This is a genomic window from Archangium sp. Cb G35 (assembly GCF_001896145.1).
Classification (GTDB): Bacteria; Myxococcota; Myxococcia; order Myxococcales; family Myxococcaceae; genus Archangium; species Archangium violaceum.
This window is the reverse complement of the sequence record NZ_MPOI01000011.1, coordinates 495,052-512,978: the sequence shown is the minus strand read 5'-3', so window position 1 is coordinate 512,978 and position 17,927 is coordinate 495,052. Positions and strand designations below refer to the sequence as shown.

General features: G+C 70.5%; 9 protein-coding genes. 3 read left to right on the top strand and 6 right to left on the bottom strand.

Annotated features, from left to right (window positions below):
* Nucleotides 1-51: 51 nt before the first annotated feature.
* Nucleotides 52-1,914: a methyl-accepting chemotaxis protein gene (locus BO221_RS32740; RefSeq protein ID WP_073564748.1), complete on the top strand. Its 1,863-nt coding sequence runs from the start codon at nucleotides 52-54 to the stop codon at nucleotides 1,912-1,914.
* A 1-nt stretch (nucleotide 1,915) separates the two neighbouring features.
* Here the strand turns inward: BO221_RS32740 and BO221_RS32735 are convergent, their stop codons facing one another.
* From BO221_RS32735 to BO221_RS32720, 4 genes are read right to left on the bottom strand one after another with little or no spacing between them, the layout of a single operon-like run.
* The gene (locus tag BO221_RS32735) at nucleotides 1,916-2,605 is read right to left on the bottom strand and encodes a 4'-phosphopantetheinyl transferase superfamily protein (protein ID WP_073564747.1); all 690 of its coding nucleotides are present in this window, start codon (nucleotides 2,603-2,605) and stop codon (nucleotides 1,916-1,918) included.
* Nucleotides 2,592-7,973: an SDR family NAD(P)-dependent oxidoreductase gene (locus tag BO221_RS57430; protein WP_073564746.1), complete on the bottom strand. Its 5,382-nt coding sequence runs from the start codon at nucleotides 7,971-7,973 to the stop codon at nucleotides 2,592-2,594. The genes BO221_RS32735 and BO221_RS57430 overlap by 14 nt, the downstream gene beginning before the upstream one ends.
* Nucleotides 7,970-8,920: a hypothetical protein gene (locus BO221_RS32725; RefSeq protein WP_073564745.1), complete on the bottom strand. Its 951-nt coding sequence runs from the start codon at nucleotides 8,918-8,920 to the stop codon at nucleotides 7,970-7,972. Before BO221_RS32725 ends, BO221_RS57430 begins: the two co-directional genes overlap by 4 nt.
* Nucleotides 8,921-8,923: 3 nt before the next feature.
* A complete protein-coding gene (locus BO221_RS32720; protein WP_073564744.1) occupies nucleotides 8,924-14,212 on the bottom strand; it encodes a type I polyketide synthase in 5,289 nt (1,762 codons plus the stop codon).
* 421 nt (nucleotides 14,213-14,633) lie between these two features.
* Between BO221_RS32720 and gspG the strand changes: the two genes are divergently transcribed.
* A complete protein-coding gene (gene gspG / locus BO221_RS32715; RefSeq protein WP_073564743.1) occupies nucleotides 14,634-15,065 on the top strand; it encodes a type II secretion system major pseudopilin GspG in 432 nt (143 codons plus the stop codon).
* Between the two features lie 101 nt (nucleotides 15,066-15,166).
* A complete protein-coding gene (locus BO221_RS32710) occupies nucleotides 15,167-15,571 on the top strand; it encodes a DUF5335 domain-containing protein (protein ID WP_073564742.1) in 405 nt (134 codons plus the stop codon).
* Between the two features lie 45 nt (nucleotides 15,572-15,616).
* Here BO221_RS32710 and BO221_RS32705 read toward each other — a convergent pair whose 3' ends face one another.
* Both BO221_RS32705 and BO221_RS55025 read right to left on the bottom strand, forming a co-directional pair.
* On the bottom strand, nucleotides 15,617-17,020 hold the full coding sequence (locus BO221_RS32705; RefSeq protein ID WP_073564741.1) for an ABC transporter substrate-binding protein: 1,404 nt from the start codon (nucleotides 17,018-17,020) through the stop codon (nucleotides 15,617-15,619).
* Nucleotides 17,020-17,838 carry a hypothetical protein gene (locus tag BO221_RS55025; protein WP_073564740.1) on the bottom strand — a complete coding sequence of 273 codons (819 nt, stop codon included), beginning with the start codon at nucleotides 17,836-17,838 and terminating at the stop codon, nucleotides 17,020-17,022. Before BO221_RS55025 ends, BO221_RS32705 begins: the two co-directional genes overlap by 1 nt.
* Nucleotides 17,839-17,927 lie beyond the last annotated feature (89 nt).

Here is a 17,927-nt window from a genome sequence, read left to right as displayed (position 1 = left end):
GCGGACGGAAAACGGCATTTCAGGCGAACAGTGTTAGGATGCCGCCCATCCATGAGCAACGCTGAGTTGAAGCGGCTGGTTCTCAAGTTCGTCCTGGAGCAGCAGTTGGCGATGCTGACGGCCCTGGGCCCCGTCGCCTACATGATCACGCTGACCCTGGGACTGCCTCCGGACCGGGCCTGGTTCGTCACCTGGGTCAATTTTGGCACGCTGACGCCGGTGTTTGGCGTCCTCCTTCCCCTGGCGCTCATCTGGTTCGAGCTGAAGAACGCGCTCACGGCTCGCGCGGACGAGATGCCCGGCGAGAGGCTGAAGCGCATCCTCAAGGCTCCCCGGCGCATCGAGATGGGGGCGTGGATGGGCTACGGCGTGTCGTGCGTGCTGTGGGCGGGCTGGCCCACGGTGCTGTACGGGCTGGATCCCTGGGACGTGCCGCTGACGGTGGCCTCCTTCCTGGTGCTGGCGAAGGTGGTGGGCATCCGCATGGCGCTGAGGATGGAGCGGCTGCTGCGCCCCTACGCGCTCGAGGAGTTCCACAAGTACCCGCAGGCGCGCGTGGACGACAGCGGGTTCTCGTGGCCCAAGATGCGCTGGTTCCTGCCCTACTGCTTCGCCCTCTTCGTGCTCGCCACGCTGACGGTGACGAGCATCATCGTCTACAAGAAGACGCAGTACGGCTTCGGAGAGCTGTTCACCAACCTGGCCCGGCTGGTGCCGGCCACGGTGCTGACGCAGCTGCGCGCGGACGTGGCCAGCATCCTGGGCACCATCGTGGTGCCGGTGGTGTGCGTCGGTGGCTTCATGATCTTCGCGGCCGCGTGGTGCGCCTGGGAGCTGGCGCGCCAGCAGAGCCAGGGCACCGAGGCCGTGCAGAAGTCCATCGAGTCGATTGCCTCGGGCCGGCCCTCGTTGCCGGACTGGGTGGCCACGGACGAGGTGGGTGACCTGTCCATCTCCACCGCGTCGGCCTTCGAGCGGCTGCGGACGTTCTCCTCCTCGCTGAGTGACTCGGCGCAGCTGCTGGGCACCTCCGCGGAGGCGCTCAACGACTCGCACAAGGATCAGACCGAGGCGCTCTCCATCCAGGCCGCGTCGCTCCAGGAGACGCAGGTCACCGCGCAGGAAATCAAGCAGACGTCGATGGTGGCCGCCCAGAAGGCGGAGGACGTGCTGCAGCAGGCCGAGCGCGCGGATCAGATCGGCCGCGCCGGTGAGTCCGCGCTCGAGAAGAGCCTCTCGGGCATGCACGACATCCAGAAGCAGGTGATGGATATGGCGCAGAGCATCCGCTCGCTGGACGAGCGGGCGCGGCAGATCGCCAACATCACCACCACGGTGAAGAGCCTGGCGGACCGCTCCAACATGCTGGCGCTCAACGCCGCCATCGAGGCGGTGCGCTCGGGCGAGCACGGCAAGGGCTTCAGCGTGGTGGCGCGCGAAATCCGCAGCCTGGCGGACCAGTCCATCAAGGCCACCTACAGCGTGCAGGGCATCCTGCAGGACCTGAGCGAGGCCATCCGCGTCACGGCGGACATGACGGAAGGCGGCTCCGTGAAGGTGCAGGGCAGCGTGCAGCAGCTGCAGTCCTTCGGTGAGAACATCCGGCAGCTGTCCGGCATCGTGCGCGACAACGTGAGCTCCGTGCGGCAGATCTCCGCCGCCGTGACGCAGCAGAACCAGGGCATCGGGCAGATCTTCCAGGCGGTGAACGACCTGACGAAGATCATGGACCAGACGATGGCGAGCCTGCGCACCAGCGACGAGGCCGCGGATCAGATGCGGCTGGTGGCCGAGCGCGTGAGCACCTTCGTGGGCGAGTACGACTGGCAGAGCCGCAAGGAACGCGCCGCCGCCGCCGCGGCCTCCCTCCCCCCGCCGCTTCCGGGGACGGGTGGTGGCGAGTCGGTCGCCTGAGCTAGCCCGCCAGGGCCAGCACCCCCCCGGCCGGCCACGCCACCAGGAGCGCGGCCAGTGCCGGGGGCGGCTCCCCCAGTCCGGGTGGAAGCGCCCACGTCTCGAGCGTCACCCGCAGGGACAGCGCGTCCCCCCCGGCCTGGAGCAGCACCGGCCGCAGCGCCACCTTCTGCAGGGGCGCGCGCAGCCCCACGCCCCACACCTTGAGCACTGCTTCCTTCAGGGCCCACGCGGCGGTCACCGGGTCCAGGTGCCCCGCGCACACGGGGACGTAGCCTTGCAGCTCGCCCGGCGCGAAGGCCTCCTCCAGGAAGGCCCCGCCGGCCTCCACCCGCTGCTCCAGGTCCACGCCCAGCGCTCCCCCGCGCGACACCGCCGCCACCGCCAGCTCCCCACTGTGGGAGATGGAGAGCGCGAGCCCTCGCGCGGGTGAGAAGAGGGGCCTCCCGGAATCCGGCCCGTCCGCGCGCGCCGTCACCTCCGCGCGCGCCTCTGGCTCCAGCAACGCGAGGGCCCGGTGCGCGGCGAGCCGGCCCGCCACGAACTCCCGCCGCCGCTTGTCCGTCCTGCATAGGGCGAGCCCCGCGCGCTCCAGGGGCGAGAGGGTGGAGCCGTCCTCCCGCCCCACCTCGCCCCATCCGAGCACGACTTCCCGGCCGCCGGGCAGCCGCAGCCGCTCAGCCTTCCGCACTCCGGCGCTCTCCCCGGCGCAGCCGGCGGAACCACAGCCCCGTGCCTCCCAGCAGCAGGGCGCCGTCCTCGCCACGCACCTCGAAGTCGTAGAGGACGTCATCGCCCTCCACCTTCACCATCCTCGCCTTCACGTGCCCGGACTCGCCCAGGCGCCGCTGCCGCCCGCGCACCAACTGCTCCACGCCCATGGGCACGGAGACGAGGTTGTTGTGGTGGCCGTCCCAGTTGGCCGCCACCTGGAAGGCGGCGTCGAGCAGCAGTGGATCCAACTGGAAGCGCGGCCGCGCCACGTGGGTGAAGATCTCCCGCTGCCGCGGGGCGCGGATGATGCCTTCCACCTCGATCTCACCGACGTACACCCACTCGGCGCGGCAGAAGAGGGGGCCGAGGTACAGCGGCTCCTTGGCCAGGTGGAAGATGGAGCGCGCGCGCGAGCCCGGCAGTGCCTCCGGCAGCTTGCCGTTGCCCGGCTCGTGGCGCGGCGGCGGCCCGAGCACGTAGATGCCCTGCTGGTGGATGCGGCGCTGCGTCTGGTCCGAGCGGCCACCCAGCGCGAGATCGCTCGCGGACTCGACGTAGAGCGTCACCTCGTCGCCCTGCTGCTTGAGCACCCGGGCGGTGAGGGTGATGTGGACGGGCTTGCCCTTGGAGCCGTGCGGGGCCTTGAAGAACTTGAGCGGCGTTTCGATCCGCAGGTTCTCCGCGCGCAGCACCGCCAGGTCTGGCCGGAAGAGGGCGGCGGCCTCGCCGAGCATCTCGAAGCCGAACGTGCCCGGCATGATGGGCACCGAGTCCAGTTGGTGCTGGAGGACGAACGGGTCCGTGTTCAGGTCGAACGTCCGCGTGGCCACCAACGTCTCCGCCCCGTGCTGCTCCACGCAGTCGATCATCGGGTAGTCGGAGGGCACGAGCAGGAAGCCGCGATCGTCGTAGACGGTGCGGGCGTCCGGGCCGTCTGCGGAGGCGCCGAGGAAGGGCCACTCGCGGAAGAGCCGCTCCTCGAAGATGGCCACCTCGCGCTCGGTGCGGCCGAGCAGCAGCTCGTTGATGAACCAGTACGAGCCCTCGGCGGGGGTGATGTACGAGACGCCGGTGCTCCGCACCACGTCCATGTTGCGTGCCGCGGCGCCCACGCTCTCCCACGCCGTCCAGTCGATGGTGACGCAGCGCATGTGCGGGCGCGCCCGGTGCGCGTACGCCATGGCGCACTTGCTCATCAAATCATTGGCGGCGCTGTAGTCCGTCTGGCCCTTGTTGCCGAAGCGGCCCGCGCCGGAGCCGAAGCACATCATCAGCTTCAGGTCATCGCGCCGCGTGGCCTCCAGCAGGTTGATGAGGCCGAGCACCTTCACTTCCATGGTGGCGGCGACGATGCCCGTCGTCTTGTCCGGCAGGCTCTTGGAGGCCTCGACCATGGCGCCGTGGACGATGCCGTCGATGTGGCCGTGGTACTCGCGCACCCGGTCCACCATGGCGCGCACGTCCGCGGCGTTGCGGAAGTCACACGTCTCGTACTCGATGGACAGGCCCTGGGCGTAGACCTCCTGGAGGTTGCGCCACAGCTCGCGTGCCCGCTCGTAGGGCTCGAAGGCCTCCTTGAACTTCACCGGAGTGAGGGTGGGGTCCGCCTTCTTGCGGCGGATCATCTCCTCCTTCTCGAAGGTCTTGAAGTCGGTGTCGTCCAGCGCCAGGTAGGGCTCGTCGCCCGTGGGGGCCGGGGTGCGCCCGGTGACGATGACCTTGGGGCCCAGCCGCGCCACCGCCTTGGCCACCTCGAAGACGGCCCCGCGCCCGCCACCGGAGAAGAGCAGCACCCAGCTCGGGTCCACCCGGCGCAGCACCTGGCTGCCCTCCTTGGGGAAGTCCGCCCGGCGCAGGCCCACCACGAAGCGGCGGCTGGCCATGTAGCCGATCTCCGTCCGGTCGCTGCCCTCTTCCAGCTCGCGGGCCACCGTCTCGGCCACCACCCAGTGCGAGGCGCGCGGCTCGAAGTCGATCGTCTTGATGACGGCGCCGGGCAGCTCCTGCTTCATCCCCTTGAGGAAGCCGGACATGGAGCCGCCCATCACGTTGCCGCCATCCCCCACGAAGCCGAAGTCACCGCCCATGGAGGTGACGGCCACGTAGCAGGCGGTGCGTCCCTTCGCGTCCCGCAGGCGCTCGTACATGGCGCGGCCGGTGCCGTGCCAGCGCGCGGTGGTCTCCGCCATCCGCCGCCCGAAGCGCGCGCTGCCCAGGGTGAGGAAGTACTCGACCGGACCGAAGGCGCCCAGGTCGATGACACCATCGGCTCCGCCCAGCTCCTCGCTGGCGCGGCGCACCCGGCGCTCCACTTCCATGGCATCCGTGGTGCCCGCCACCGACACCGTGGCCACGCGCACGCCCTTGCCCAGCAGCAGACGGGTGAAGGCGGCCACCAGGCCCGGCTCGTCACCCACGAGCAGCAGCTTCTTGCCCTGCAACTGGTAGCGCTTCTCCGAGGAGAGCGCCAACGGCACCAGGTCCACGCGCCAGCGCTGCGCGGACAGGCCTCGGCTGGGGAGGGGGTAGCTGGCGGTGGCGCTCAGCGGATCCGCCGTCCACGGCTTGCGGTGGGCGTTGTCGTGCTCCTCGAGGATGACGTGGTAGTTGGACCCGCCCAGGCCGAAGGCGCTCACTCCCGCGTAGCGCCGGCCCTCGCGGGGGACGGGCCACGGGCGTCCCTCCAGCGACAGGGAGATGGGCAACCGGTCGAAGGGGATGTCCGCCTTGGGGAATTCGCCGCCGTTCATGGGCGGCAGGAAGTGCTCGCTCACCGCGAAGGCCGTCTTGATGAGGCCCAGCAGGCCGGAGGCCGACGAGGTGTGGCCAATCTGCGACTTGAGGGTGCCCATGGGCACCGGGTTGTCGCGGCCACGCGACTGGTAGGCCTCGCCGTAGGCATCTGCCTCCGTCTTGTCGCCTACCTTCGTGCCTGGGCCGTGCGCCTCGAGCAGGCCGATCTGATCCGCCCGCACGTGCGATTCCTGCAGCGCGCGCTCCACCGCCCGCGCCTGTCCCTTGGGATTGGGGGAGAGCAGGGTGGTGCCGCGTCCGTCACTGGAGAAGCCGATGCCGGAGATGACGGCGAGGATCTTGTCCTTCGACGCCTCCGCGTCCTCCAGCCGTTTGATCACCACCGCGCCGGCACCCTCGGCCGGGACGAAGCCGTCCGCGCGATCGTCGAAGGGGAAGGTGCCGCGCGGGGACAGGAAGCCGAGCACGGCCAGGGAGGCGGAGTACTCCGGCACCAGGTTGAAGGCCACGCCGCCGGCCACCACGATGTCGGCCTCGCGGTTGGCCAGCGACATCATCGCGGTGTGCACCGCGGCCAGGGAGCTGGCACAGGCCGCGTCCACCATCAGCACGCCGCCGGTGAAGTCGTGGATGGCGGCCAGCCGCGCCGCCACGGGCAGGCTGGAGTAGTACTGGGACGTGTTCTCATCCAGCGGGGGCAGCTTGCCCACCACGCGCTGGCGGACCGCGTCGAGCAGCGGGGCCACGTGCTCGGCGGACATGCCCTGGGCCCGGAGGGCCTCGGAAGCCATGGACAGGTAGCGCTCCAGGACGAAGCGCAGCTCGGTCTCGAACTCCTTGGCACGCACCGGCAGCTGGCCCACCACCACCTGCACGCGCCGCCCGTTCCACCCACCGGGCTCGTAGCCCGCCTGTCCGAGTGCCTCCTCCGCCGCCTTGACGAAGAGGGGCACGGCGGGGTCGAGCGCCGCGGCCTGGTTGGGCGGCAGCCGGAGCCAGCGCGCATCCGGCGAGGGCAGCTCCACCGTACCGGCCAGCCGGGGCACCATCTCCTTGGGCCCCATGAGCGCGCCCAGCAGGTGCTGCGCGTCGAAGCGCGAGGTGGGCAGATCTCCAATGGCGTCCGCCTTGGAGACGATGTTGGTCCACAGGGCCTGCGAGTCGGAGGCGCCCGGGGTGATGGCGCCCATGCCGACGATGGCGAACTTCTGGTTGGGCGGACGCACCGGGCGGATGTCCGCCCACGTCTCGTGGGACGGCGCGGGCCCGAGCAGCGCGTGGTAGGCGATGTTGCTCCACCCCAGCGAGCTGACGCCCACGTAGCTGCGCGGTGTCAGCTTCATGGGGCGGGTGAGGCACTCCAGCGAGCCCTCCGTCCCATGCCGCGGCGAGGTGAGGCCGGCCACGGGCGCGCGCACGCCTCCATGGAGCGACAGCGCCGCGCGCATCACCGAGACGAGCCCGCTGGCCGCCTGCTGGAAGCCCACCTGCGGGGCCGCGGTGGAGAAGGTGAGAGGCTCGGTGCGCATGGCGTTGAGCGCGGCCTTGAGGCCGATGAGCTCCTGGTCCTCCAGGCCCGGGACGCCGCACGCCTGCAGCTCCACGTGCCGCACCAGCTCCGCCTCGATACCGGCCATGTCCAGACAGTTGCGCGCGGCCTTGTCCACCATGCGCGACAACCGCGAGAGGCCCTGCTTGAGGTTCACCTCGGCGCTCACGCCGTGCAGGACGGCGTAGATGCGCTGCTTGTCCGCCAGCGCGTCGTCCAGCCGGCACAGCACCAGGGCCACGGCGCCTTCACCGGGCAGCGTGCCCGAGGCGCGCCCATCCAGCGCGAGCAGCTCCTGCTCGGCCAGCCAGCCGCGCGCGGAGAGCATGCCGAAGGAGGAGGGGCTGAGCAGCGGGGACACCGCGCCCACCACCGCCACGTCACTGTGGCCGAGCTGCAGCGAGAGCGAGGCGAACTTCAGCGCCGCGAGCGAGGAGGCCGTCCCCGCGTCCACCGCGAGGTGTCCACCGCGCGTGTCCAGCAGGCCGGAGAGCCGGCCGGCCACGATGGTGGCCGTGGTGGGGACGGACTCGGGGGTGATGGGCGGGGCGTGCTGCGCGATGTAGCCATCCACCGCCTCCAGCATGCGGGCGTGGTCGCTCCGGCCCTGGAGGATGGCGGACAGGTGCTCGCGGAACTCCGGCGAGCGGATGCGGACCGTCTGGTCCACCTTCACGTCCACGCCCAGGCCCGTGGCGCCCAGGTAGATGGCGCAGCGGCCGCCGGGGCTCTTGTCGGGGCCATAGCCCGCGTCCTGCGCCGCCTGCAGCAGCGTCAGGTGGAGCAGCCGCTCCATGCGGTGCATCTTCTCCACCTGGTTGGGCGGCAGGCGGAACTGCTTCCAGTCCTTGCCCTCCTCCGGGGCGAAGCCGCCCACCAGCGGATGGTGCAGGCCGAGGCCCGCGCCCCACTCCGCCGGGGCCCGTGTCAGGGCGCGCATCCCCTCCAGGGACTGGTTCATGAAACGCGACGGGGAGTCGGCGCCGGGCAGGCGGCACCCGAGCCCGATGATGGCCAGGGGGATGTGCGTGGAAGAGGTCATCGCGGTGAGAGGCTCTTGACGAACGACTGCCAGGCGAGACGGGGAAGGGTGGGGGCGACGTCCTCGGTGGGCAGCGAGGCCATGCCGATGCCGCGCAACTCCAGCACGGGGATACCGTCCTGGCCCAGGAGGTGGGCGTCGAAAGAAGCGAGCCCGCTGCTGGCGCCGCTCAGACGGGCGTCGCACATGAGGCGCTCGTCGCGCCGGGGCATTCGGAACCAGGTGGCGTCGGAGATGGCCATCTCGCGCGAGCCCTCTCCGGAGAAGGCGTACCAGAGCCACTTCACCATGTGCAGCGCGCCCTCCATGGCGGCGGGCGCCACCTGGATGCGGCTGGCGGGCAGCACCTTGGACAACACGCGCGGGTGGACGAGCCCACCCTGGATGCGGCCCAGCTCGCACAGCCGGGCCCAGGAGATGACCTGGAGCGACTCGGGCACATCGCCCTGTCCGCCCGCGGAAGTATAGAGCTGCCGGCCGTTCTGGAGGTTCTCCGACTTGGGGGCCAGCATCTGCTGCTGCTGGGGCCAGGGCGCGGGCCCGTACGCGTGGGCGAACTGGAGCACGGCGCGGCAGACGGGGATGGGCTCCTCGGAGGCCTCCTCGTGCGCCGCGTTGGCGCTGGTGTTCACCACCTCCATGGACAGGAAGACCGAGACCTCACCGTCCCCCTCGCGGCGGGCACGCCCCACCAGCCGCGCGGCGGACGAGGGCTGGGAGGCGCGCAGGAACCAGCGCACGTCCCTCATCCCCACCAGCACGCGGTCCGGGTACACGAGCGCGCCCACCTCGGCCAGGAACTCCAGCTCCATCGAGGCGGGCAGCGGCCGCATCTCCTCGTCGAGCTCCCGCGGCAGGTGCACGTCGCGCTTGGCGACCGCGCTCTCGCCGCGGAACACCTCGGAGACATCCTCCAGCAGTGGGTATTGGGAGGTATCGGGTTGCACGGTCTAGCGGCCCTTCACGATCTTCTGGGCGAGCTCGCTCAGCGAGTGGACCGGCTCCGTCTCCGGCGCGGTGATGCCCAGCTGCGAGGACATCGCCTCGGCCAGCTTGCGCAGCTCCCCGTCCTTCACTCCGGCCAGCCGGAGATCCAGGGAGAGGAGCGCGTCGCGGACGGAGCGCGGACCGCCGTTTCCGGAGCGCTTCGCGGGCGGCTCGGAAATGGGAGCGGGGGCGGGGGCCCGGGCGGGCGCGGCGGCCCGGGCGGGCGCGGCGGGGGTGCCCGTGCTCTGGATGCGCTCGACGATGTGCTCGATGACCTTGCGCAGGGTGTTGAAGTCACGCAGGGCGCGGCTGGGGTCACGCGTGACGCCGAAGGCCTCGCGGGTGCGCGCGAAGATGTCCACCTGCTTCACGGTGTCGATGCCGAGGTCCGCCTCGAGGTCGAGGTCGAGCTCCAGCATGTCCTCGGGATAGCCCGTCTTCTCCACCACGTTGCGCATCAGCACGTCGCGCACCTGCTCGAAGAGATCCAACGAGGCGGCGATGGTGGAGGTGGGCATCGCCGGGCCAGCGGCCGGGGCCGGAGCGGGGGCCGGAGCCGCCGGAGTGGGCCGGGCCGCCACGGGGGCGGGAGCCGGAGCGGGCGCGGCGGCCTGGGCGGAACCACCGCCGGTGGTGAGGATGCGCTCGACGATGTGCTCGACGACCTTGTTCAGCGTGTTGAAGTCACGCAGGGCGCGGTTGGGATCGCGCGTGACGCCGAAGTGCTCGCGGGTGCGCGCGAAGATGTCCACCTGCTTGACGGTGTCGATGCCGAGATCCGCCTCGAGATCGAGGTTCATCTCCAGCATGTCCTCCGGGTAGCCCGTCTTGGCCACCACGGTGTCCAGCAGCACGCGGCGGACCTCCTCCTCCAGCGCGATGGACTTCTGCACCGTGGTGACCTGCGGGGCGGCCGGAGCGGGCTCGGCCGGAGGCGCCTTCGTGGGAGCGGGGGCGCTGGCCACCGCGGCCTGGCCCGTGCGCAGCTGCTCCACGAGCGAGATGATGGCCTCGAACGTCCGCAGGTTCTCCGGCTGGGCCACCGAGGCGTCCACGCCGAACTCGCGGCCCAGGGCGATGGCCACCTTCAAGGCGGTGGCGGGCTCGAGCACTCCCTCGAGGGGCAGTTGCAGCAGCGCCTGCTCCACCTCGGACGTGGCGGCCGTGGCGTCCTCCGAGAGCTGGCCGACGCCATTCACGAATGAATATCCCACCACGCGCTTGAACTGTTCCATGTCACCTACCTTGGGATGAATCGATGCGATGGCGCCGTGCTGCTTCCCCTTGAGGATCTCCCGGGTGAACTGGGTGAGAGACCACTTGGGGCCTGCCTCGATGAAGATGCGGGCGCCTTGGTTGTGGGCTTCGCCGATGGCCTGGCGCAGGCGCACGGGCTCGACGAACTGGCTGATCAGGAACGACGGGTACTCACGCAGCGGCCGGTTGCCATACTCCGCCGCGTCGATGGTCGAGACGAGGCGCACCGCCGGAGCGTGGAAGGTCAGCCCCTCCAGCACCTTCAGATAGGCGGGGCGCGCCGCGCCGATGAGCTCCGAGTGGTAGCCGTGGGAGACGGCGAGCACGGTGCACTCGATGCCCCGGGCGGTGCAGCGCTCCACCAGGCCGGGCAGGGCGTTGCGGTCCGCGGACACGATGCAGGCGCGCGGCCCGTTGTCCGCCGCGAGGGTGGCGTAGCCGGGCAGGCCCTCGATGAGGGCGGGGACCTCCTCGGAGGGGCACGCGAGCGCGGCCATCTGCCCGGGGTCCTCGGTGGGCATCTCCAGCACGGCCACGGTGCGCGAGTGGATGGCGTGCAGGCCCTCCTCGAGGGAGAGGCTGCCCGCGGCCACCAGGGCGGCCAGCTCGCCCGCGCTCTGGCCGATGACCATGTCCGCGTGGATGCGGTGGGACGCCAGCAGCCGGTAGAGGGCCACGTTGACCAGGAAGACGGCCGCGTGGATGTCCTCGTCGTTCTGCCGGTAGTTCTTCGCGTCCTCCGTGTAGAAGCTGCTCGTCAGCGTGCGGCCGGTGAGGCGCAGGTAGACGCGGTCCGCTTCCTCCAGCGTCCGGGCCACCACGGGGTAGGCGCGGGCGAGCGGGCGCAGCATGTTGGCGTACTGGCCGCCCTGGCCGGGGAAGGTGATGGCCACCTTGGCGCCGCGCAGGGGCGCGTCCGGGCCCGCCGCGAAGATGCCGGACTGGCCCAGGGGCTCCGTGTCTCCGCCGGCCTCCAGCGTCTTGCGCAGGAAGTCGCGCTTCTTGCGCAGCTCGTCGCGGGTGCGCGCGGTGATGGCCACGCGCCAGGGGCCCTCGGACGTGTGGCGCGTGTCCTCCAGCGGGCCCTGCTGCTCGCACAGGGCGTTGAGCTGCTCCAGGCACGCGCGCGCATCCGCGCCCGCCACGGCCACGAGCTTCGGGTCTCCCTCCGCCGGCTCGCTCTCCTTCTTGTCCGGACGCGAGGGCGGTCCCTTGTACTCCTCGAGGATGGCGTGGAAGTTGGAGCCGCCGACGCCGAAGGAGCTGACACCGGCGCGGCGCGGGGCGCCACCCGCGGGAGCGGGCCACTCGCGGTTGTCCGTCACCACCTCGATGCCCTGGGGAATCTTCGGGTTGCGCGGCTCGCTCTTGAGGGAGCGCGGGATGATGCGCTCCTGCATGGCGCGGGTGACCTTGATCATCCCGGCCGCGCCGGCCGCGGCGTTGAGGTGGCCGATGTTGGACTTCACCGAGCCGATGAGGATGGGGCGGGTGCGGCCCTCGCTGTAGGCGTTGTGGGTGGACTTGGTCTCCACCACGTCACCCAGCGCGGTGCCGGTGCCGTGGCACTCCACGTAGTCCACGCTGGCGGGAGGCACGTTGGCGGCGGCCAGGGCGCGGCGCATGGCGAGCGTCTCGCCCATCTCGCTGGGGGGCAGCACGGAGCGGCCCTTGCCGTCGCTGGAGCCGGCGATGGAGCGGATGACGGCGTGGATGCGGTCCTTGTCGCGCTCGGCGTCCGACAGCCGCTTGACCACGAGGATGCCGGCGCCCTCGCCGGGGACGAAGCCGTCCGCCTGGGCGTTGAAGGGCTGGCTCCCCTTGGCGGACAGGGCGTTGAAGCGGCAGCCTGCGATGAAGAACTCGGGGGACATGTCGGCCCACACGCCGCCGGTGAGTACCACGTCCGCCTCGCGGTGTTGCAGCAGCTTCCAGGCGCCGTGGAGCGCGGCCAGCGAGCTGGCACAGGCCGAGTCCATCACCATGTGCGGCCCGTGGAAGTCGTAGAGCGCGGAGATGCGGCCGGCGTTGAGGCTGCCCAGGTAGCCGGTGAGGCTGTCCTCGCTGATGGGCGGCAGGCCCGCCTTGTAGCGCTCCTCGGCGTTGCGCAGGATGAGGCCGCGCAGCTCCTCGGGCAGGCCGGACTTCTCCATCGTCTCGCGCAGCTCCCGGGCGAACTCGGCCCAGCGCACGCGCGTGTCCGCGAGGAACTTGATGCCCTGGTAGGGCAGGAAGCCCAGCGCCAGCGCCACCCGGTCCCGGTTCCACTTGTCCGGCGAGTACCCCGCGTCCTGGAGGGCCTGCTCGGTGCTCAGCAGCGTCACCACGTGCGAGGGGTCCAACGAGGCCCAGGCCGCGGGGGGAATCCGCATCTCCATCGTCGGCGTGGGGAGCTCATCCAGCCAGCAGCCCAGCTTCGTGTACGTCCGGTCCTTGCGGTCCGTGTGGTGGTAGCGCTCCACCTTCCAGCGGTCCCTGGGCACCTCGCGCGTGGCGTCGTGGCCCTCGAGCAGCCGCTTCCACAACGCCTGGACGCTGGTGGCGCCGGGGAACATGCCACCCATGCCGACGATGGCCAGCGGCTCGCTCTGGCGCTGGCGGGGGGCGGACTTGCGCTCGGTGCCGGGCTGCCAGGCCTCCAGCACCGCGTGGAAGTTGTTGCCGCCGAAGCTGAAGGAGCTGACGGCCGCGCGCGGCAGGGTGCCGGCGCGGAACGGCTGCGCCTTGCGGGGGATGAAGAAGGGCGTGCGCTCCAGCTCCAGCTTCGGGTTGACGCGCTCCACGCCCGGCTGGGGCGGAATCTGCCCGTGGTGCAGCGCGAGCACGGCCTTGAGGAGTCCGGCGCCGCCCGCGCCCGCGCGCAGGTGGCCGATGTTGGCCTTCACCGAGCCGAGCGCGATGGAGCCCGGCGCGCCCGAGTACACGCTGGCCAGCGCCTGCACCTCACTGACGTCGCCCACCGGCGTGCCCGTGGCATGGCACTCCACGTACTGGATGGAGTCCGGCGACAGGCCCGCGTCCTCGATCGCACGGCGCATGGCGAGCGCCTGGCCCTCGCGCCGGGGCGCCACCAGCGACTTGCCCCGCCCGTCCGACGAGCCGCCCACGCCGCGCAGCACCGCGTAGATGGTTTCCCCGTCCCGCTCCGCGTCCTCCAGCCGCTTGAGGGCGAACAGCGTCACGCCCTCGCCCAGCAGCGTGCCGTCACACTCGTCCGAGAAGGGCTTCACGTGGCCCTTGTGGGACAGCCCGCCCAGCTTGGAGAAGGCGATGAACTCCAGCGGCGTCAGCATCTCGCTCACGCCGCCGGCCACCGCCAGGTCGAACTCGCCGTCGCGCAGCCCTCGCACCGCCAGGTCCAGCGCCGCGAGCGAGGACGAGTACCCCGCATCCACCGAGTAGTGCAGGCCCTTGAGATCGAACTGCATGTTGATGCGGCCCACGGCCACGCTGGCCGAGGAGCCCACCACGTTGTCGTCGCTGCACTCCTTGAGGCGCGAGCGCACCCGCTGGGCGGTGACCTCGAGCAACTCCTGCTGCCGGGTGGCGGGCAGCGCGTGGAACTCGTCCGTGGAGCGCACCGCGTCCAGCATGTCCTCGAGCCGGACGTGCATGCCGCTGTCGCGCTGCCATCCCAGGCTGGTGGCCCCGAGGATGATGCCGGTGGTGTCCCGGGGCAGCACGCGCACCTCGGAGAGCGCCTGGGTGCCGGCCTCGAGGACCATCCACTGGAAGGGGTTGACCTGCTGGGCGTCCGCGGGGGTGACCTTGTACTTGCGCCAGTCGAAGACGAAGTCGTGGATGAAGCCGCCCAGCTCCGCATGCGCCCGGTCCGGCATGGTGCGGTCCGGGTGGAAGTAGAGCGAGTGGTCCCACGCGCGCGCGGGCACCTTCGAGAGGGACACCCTGCCCGTGGAAACGCTGGCCCAGAAGTCGGAGACGCGGAGGGCGTTCGGCAGGACGCAGCCCAATCCTACCACGGCGATGGCATCCATACAGGTTCTCTCTGTAGACCGGGCCGAACCCAGGAGGGGGGATCCTGCTTGGGTGACGGCCTCGGGGGAAAACAATCCTACCACGCGGCTCGTAAGGTGGAGGGGGATGTGAAGGGCGTACATGCCCCGCCTGGGTGGCGGGCACGGCCCAGGGAGGTAGGCCGGTTGGCCGCCTGGTGGGCGATCATCCGGGCTCTGTTGACCCGGAGAGCAGTCACGCGCACTCACATTGACGGACTGTCATGACGGCCTGTCAGGCCCGCCTCCCCGTTGGCGCGACACGCTGGCGCGGTGGGCCCTGCCTGGCTTCCCCTCGAACCGCTCGTGTCCTCTCTGTGTCCCTCGGGGAAAGGGCGTTGGGCGCGGGGGTTGCACAGGCTGCCCGGTGGCCTGACGGAAGGCCACACGCGAGGACAACGACATGAGCCTGAAGAAGACGCGCAACCCGCAGCGCCGCCGCCAGCGCGGCATGACCCTCATCGAGATCATGGTGGTGATCACCATCCTCGGTCTCATCATGGCCGCGGTGGGCGTGGCCGTCATTCCGAAGCTCGACGAAGCCAGGCGGGACACCGCACGCCTGGACATCGGCGCCATCCACAACGCTCTCAAGCTCTACTACGCCAAGAAGGGCAAGTACCCCGACACGAGCACCGGCCTGCGCGCGCTGGTGGAGACGCAGGCGTTGGAGCAGATGCCGAAGGATCCGTGGGGCAACGAGTACGTGTACATGAACGAGGGAGGCAAGCCCGTCATCACCACCTATGGCGCGGACGGCTCGCCGGGCGGAGAGGGCGCGGACGCGGACGTGTCCTCGCGCGACCTGCGGAAGGACGCCATGGCGAGCCGGTAGCCGGTGGTGCGGCCGGACGGGGAATCGCCATGTCCCCGGCACGCGGTCAGGGGCGTTGCGTGCGTGTCTCCGGACCTACCTTCCTGGTGCGGAGGTAGGTCATGGGACGCACGATCGAGATTCCGAGAGAGACCTGGGCCGTCTACTTCGACAACCTGAGCAAGCGGGCGTTGAACGAACCCGTCCGGATCGAAGTGGAGAACCGGGACATCGGCGATCAGGAAATGACGCGCAAGCTCCCCCTGGTGGGAATCGACCTGGAGACGAAGGGCTCCGAGGCCGGGGCCATCGAGGTGTCGGTGGGTGACGAGCGCCGCGAGCTCATGCACCGCATCGACAACGCGGTGCGCGTGTACCTGAAGATCGACGACGACGGGAACATCGACTGCATGGAGATCGAGGACCAGGACGACGGCAAGACGCTCCTCTTCTTCGAGGGGAGCGGGGTGCCGGCCCAGTTCCAGCAGGGAACCCGGGGCTTCGAGGAGTCCGCCCCGAGTCCCTGAATGGCCGTTCCCCCGTCCACGTGTTCGTGGGCGGGGGGCTCCACGCTACGGCTCGAGGTTGTTCGCGATGGTCACGAAGCCCGTGTCGCTCACCTGCCACAGCTCCACGGGGGCGCGCGCCTCGCCGTTGACATCGAAGTTCAGCGGGCCGCTGGCGCCCTCGATGTTGACGCTCTGTCCCGAGGCCAGCTGCGCCGCGAGGCCGGTGAAGTTGGAGTTGGTGAGCTGGGTGCTGGTGCTGCTCGCGCCGCTGGAGACGCGATTGAGCGCCTCGGCGATCTTCGTTCCCGTCACCGCGTTGGAGGTGCTCAGGGAGTAGGACGCGCCCAGGGCCAGCAGGTACATGGCGTCATAGGCGTTGGAGGTATAGGCGTACGCGGCCGGCTCCTTGTTGTACTTGTCCAGGAATCGCGCGCGGAAGGTGTTGAAGGCCTGGCCCGTGCCCTGGGCCGGGGCGGTGCCGTAGAAGCCCTGGGCCTGGCTGGCCGCCAGCGAGTCCGCCAGCACGGTCGCGTCCTTCACGCTGTCGGAGAACAACCAGCGGTGGCCGTTCTCCCGCTTGAGGTTGAACCGGGTGGACGCCTCCCGGAGGATGGCCGTCGCGTCATCCGCGAAGCCGATCAGCACGGTGACGTCCGGGTCGTACGACATGTCGAGCGAGTCCAGCACTGCCTTCACATCGCCGCCGCGCTGGTAGAGGAAGGGCCGGTTGGCCACCCGCGTCGGGCCGGTGCTGAGCTGCTCGGAGATGATGTTGGAGAGGCCCTGGCCGTACGGATCCTCCACATAGAGGATGCCCACCTTGGCCGGTAGGCCGAAGCGGCTGTCCGAGCGCAGCAGGTTCGCGATGACGGTGCCCTGGATGGCATCCGAGGGCGAGGTGCGCCACAGCAGTCCCACCGGCCCGCCGTTGGTGTCCGGCTTCGCGGTGATCTCCGGCGAGGAGGCGCTGTAGCTCATGGTGAGCACGCCCGCGGGGATCGCCACATCCGCCACCGCGAGCGTCTGGCTGCTGCCGGCCGTCAGCAGCGCCGCCACCTTCTTGTCATTCACCAGCCACCGGGCCTGCTTCTCCGCGACGTCCTTGCTGCTCCCGGTGTCGCAGAAGTACAGGGCGATCTGCTTTCCGTTCACGCGCCGCTGGTTGACCTCCTCCAGCGCGAGCAGCGCGGCGTTGAAGCCCTGGACGTCGGACTCGTCCTCGCTGGCGCCCGGCTCCGGGCTGGTGTGGAGGGGGAAGAGGCCGCCCATCCGGATGGCGTCGGCTTCGGTGGAGCCGTAGGGCTCGGCTTTGCAGCCGGCGGGCAGCGGCAGACAGACCTGCTGCGTGCACACCTGATCGCTCTGGCAGTCCGCGCTCGTCTCGCACTCGTCGAGCCCACCCGCCGCGGTGAGGCTGCACCCGGTGGCCAGCACCGAAATCACTCCCGTCAGGAACAGCGCGCGCATCAGAAACTCACCTCCACACCCGCTCCAGTGCCCTGGGGGGCCGACGTCAGCCGGACCTTGCCGGGTTTCTTCACGGGCTCCTTGGGGTACAGCAGGACGGCGGCCACCGCGCCCACCAGTCCCACCCCGAAGCCGATGTCCGCGATCAGCGCGCTGCTCCGGGTGGCGTTCTTCGCCGCCAGCTTCTGGTCCAGCTCCGTGGAGGAGTTGAACATGGTACGCGAGCCGTTGGCCTGCACCCCGAAGAAGGCCCCCACGCCCACGCCCGCCAGCGCCACGCCGCCCAGGGCAATGGACGTCACCTGCATGCGCTTGCGCGAGGCCTGAGCATCCTCGTACGCCACCTTCAGCCGCTGCTGGTTGGCCTCATCGGTGCGCCGGGCCTCCGCCCGCTCCGCCTCTGCCCGCTTCTTGGCCTCCTCGGCCTCCGCGCGCATCCGCTTGCGCTCGGCCTCCGCCGCCGCCGCCGCCTTCTCCTCCTTCTCCTTCTGGAGCCGCAGCCGGTCGAGGGACAGCCGCGAGCGCTTGCGCAGCTGCGCGTCCTCTCCGTCCGTCAGGTACTTCTCGTAGTAGGAGATGGCCTCCGTCTCCTTACCGGCCTGATCGTACGCGCGAGCGATGTTGTAGATGATGCGCGTGTCGTTCAGGGACTCGTTCGCCTTCTCCAGCAGCGCGGCGGCTTCCAGGTACTTCTTCTGGTCGTAGAGCCGCTCGGCCTGCTTGATGAGCTCCCTGGGGTTGCGCGAGCCACCCCGCTGGGCATGGGAGGGGGCGGGCGCGAGCAGGAGGGCCGCCAATAAAACCAAGACCAATCGCATGGTTGCGGAGCCTACTCCTGAACTCCCCGCCAGGCGAAGGGGGCCCGGAAAAACGGTGGGGCCGGAAAAACGGCGGGGCCGCCCCACCT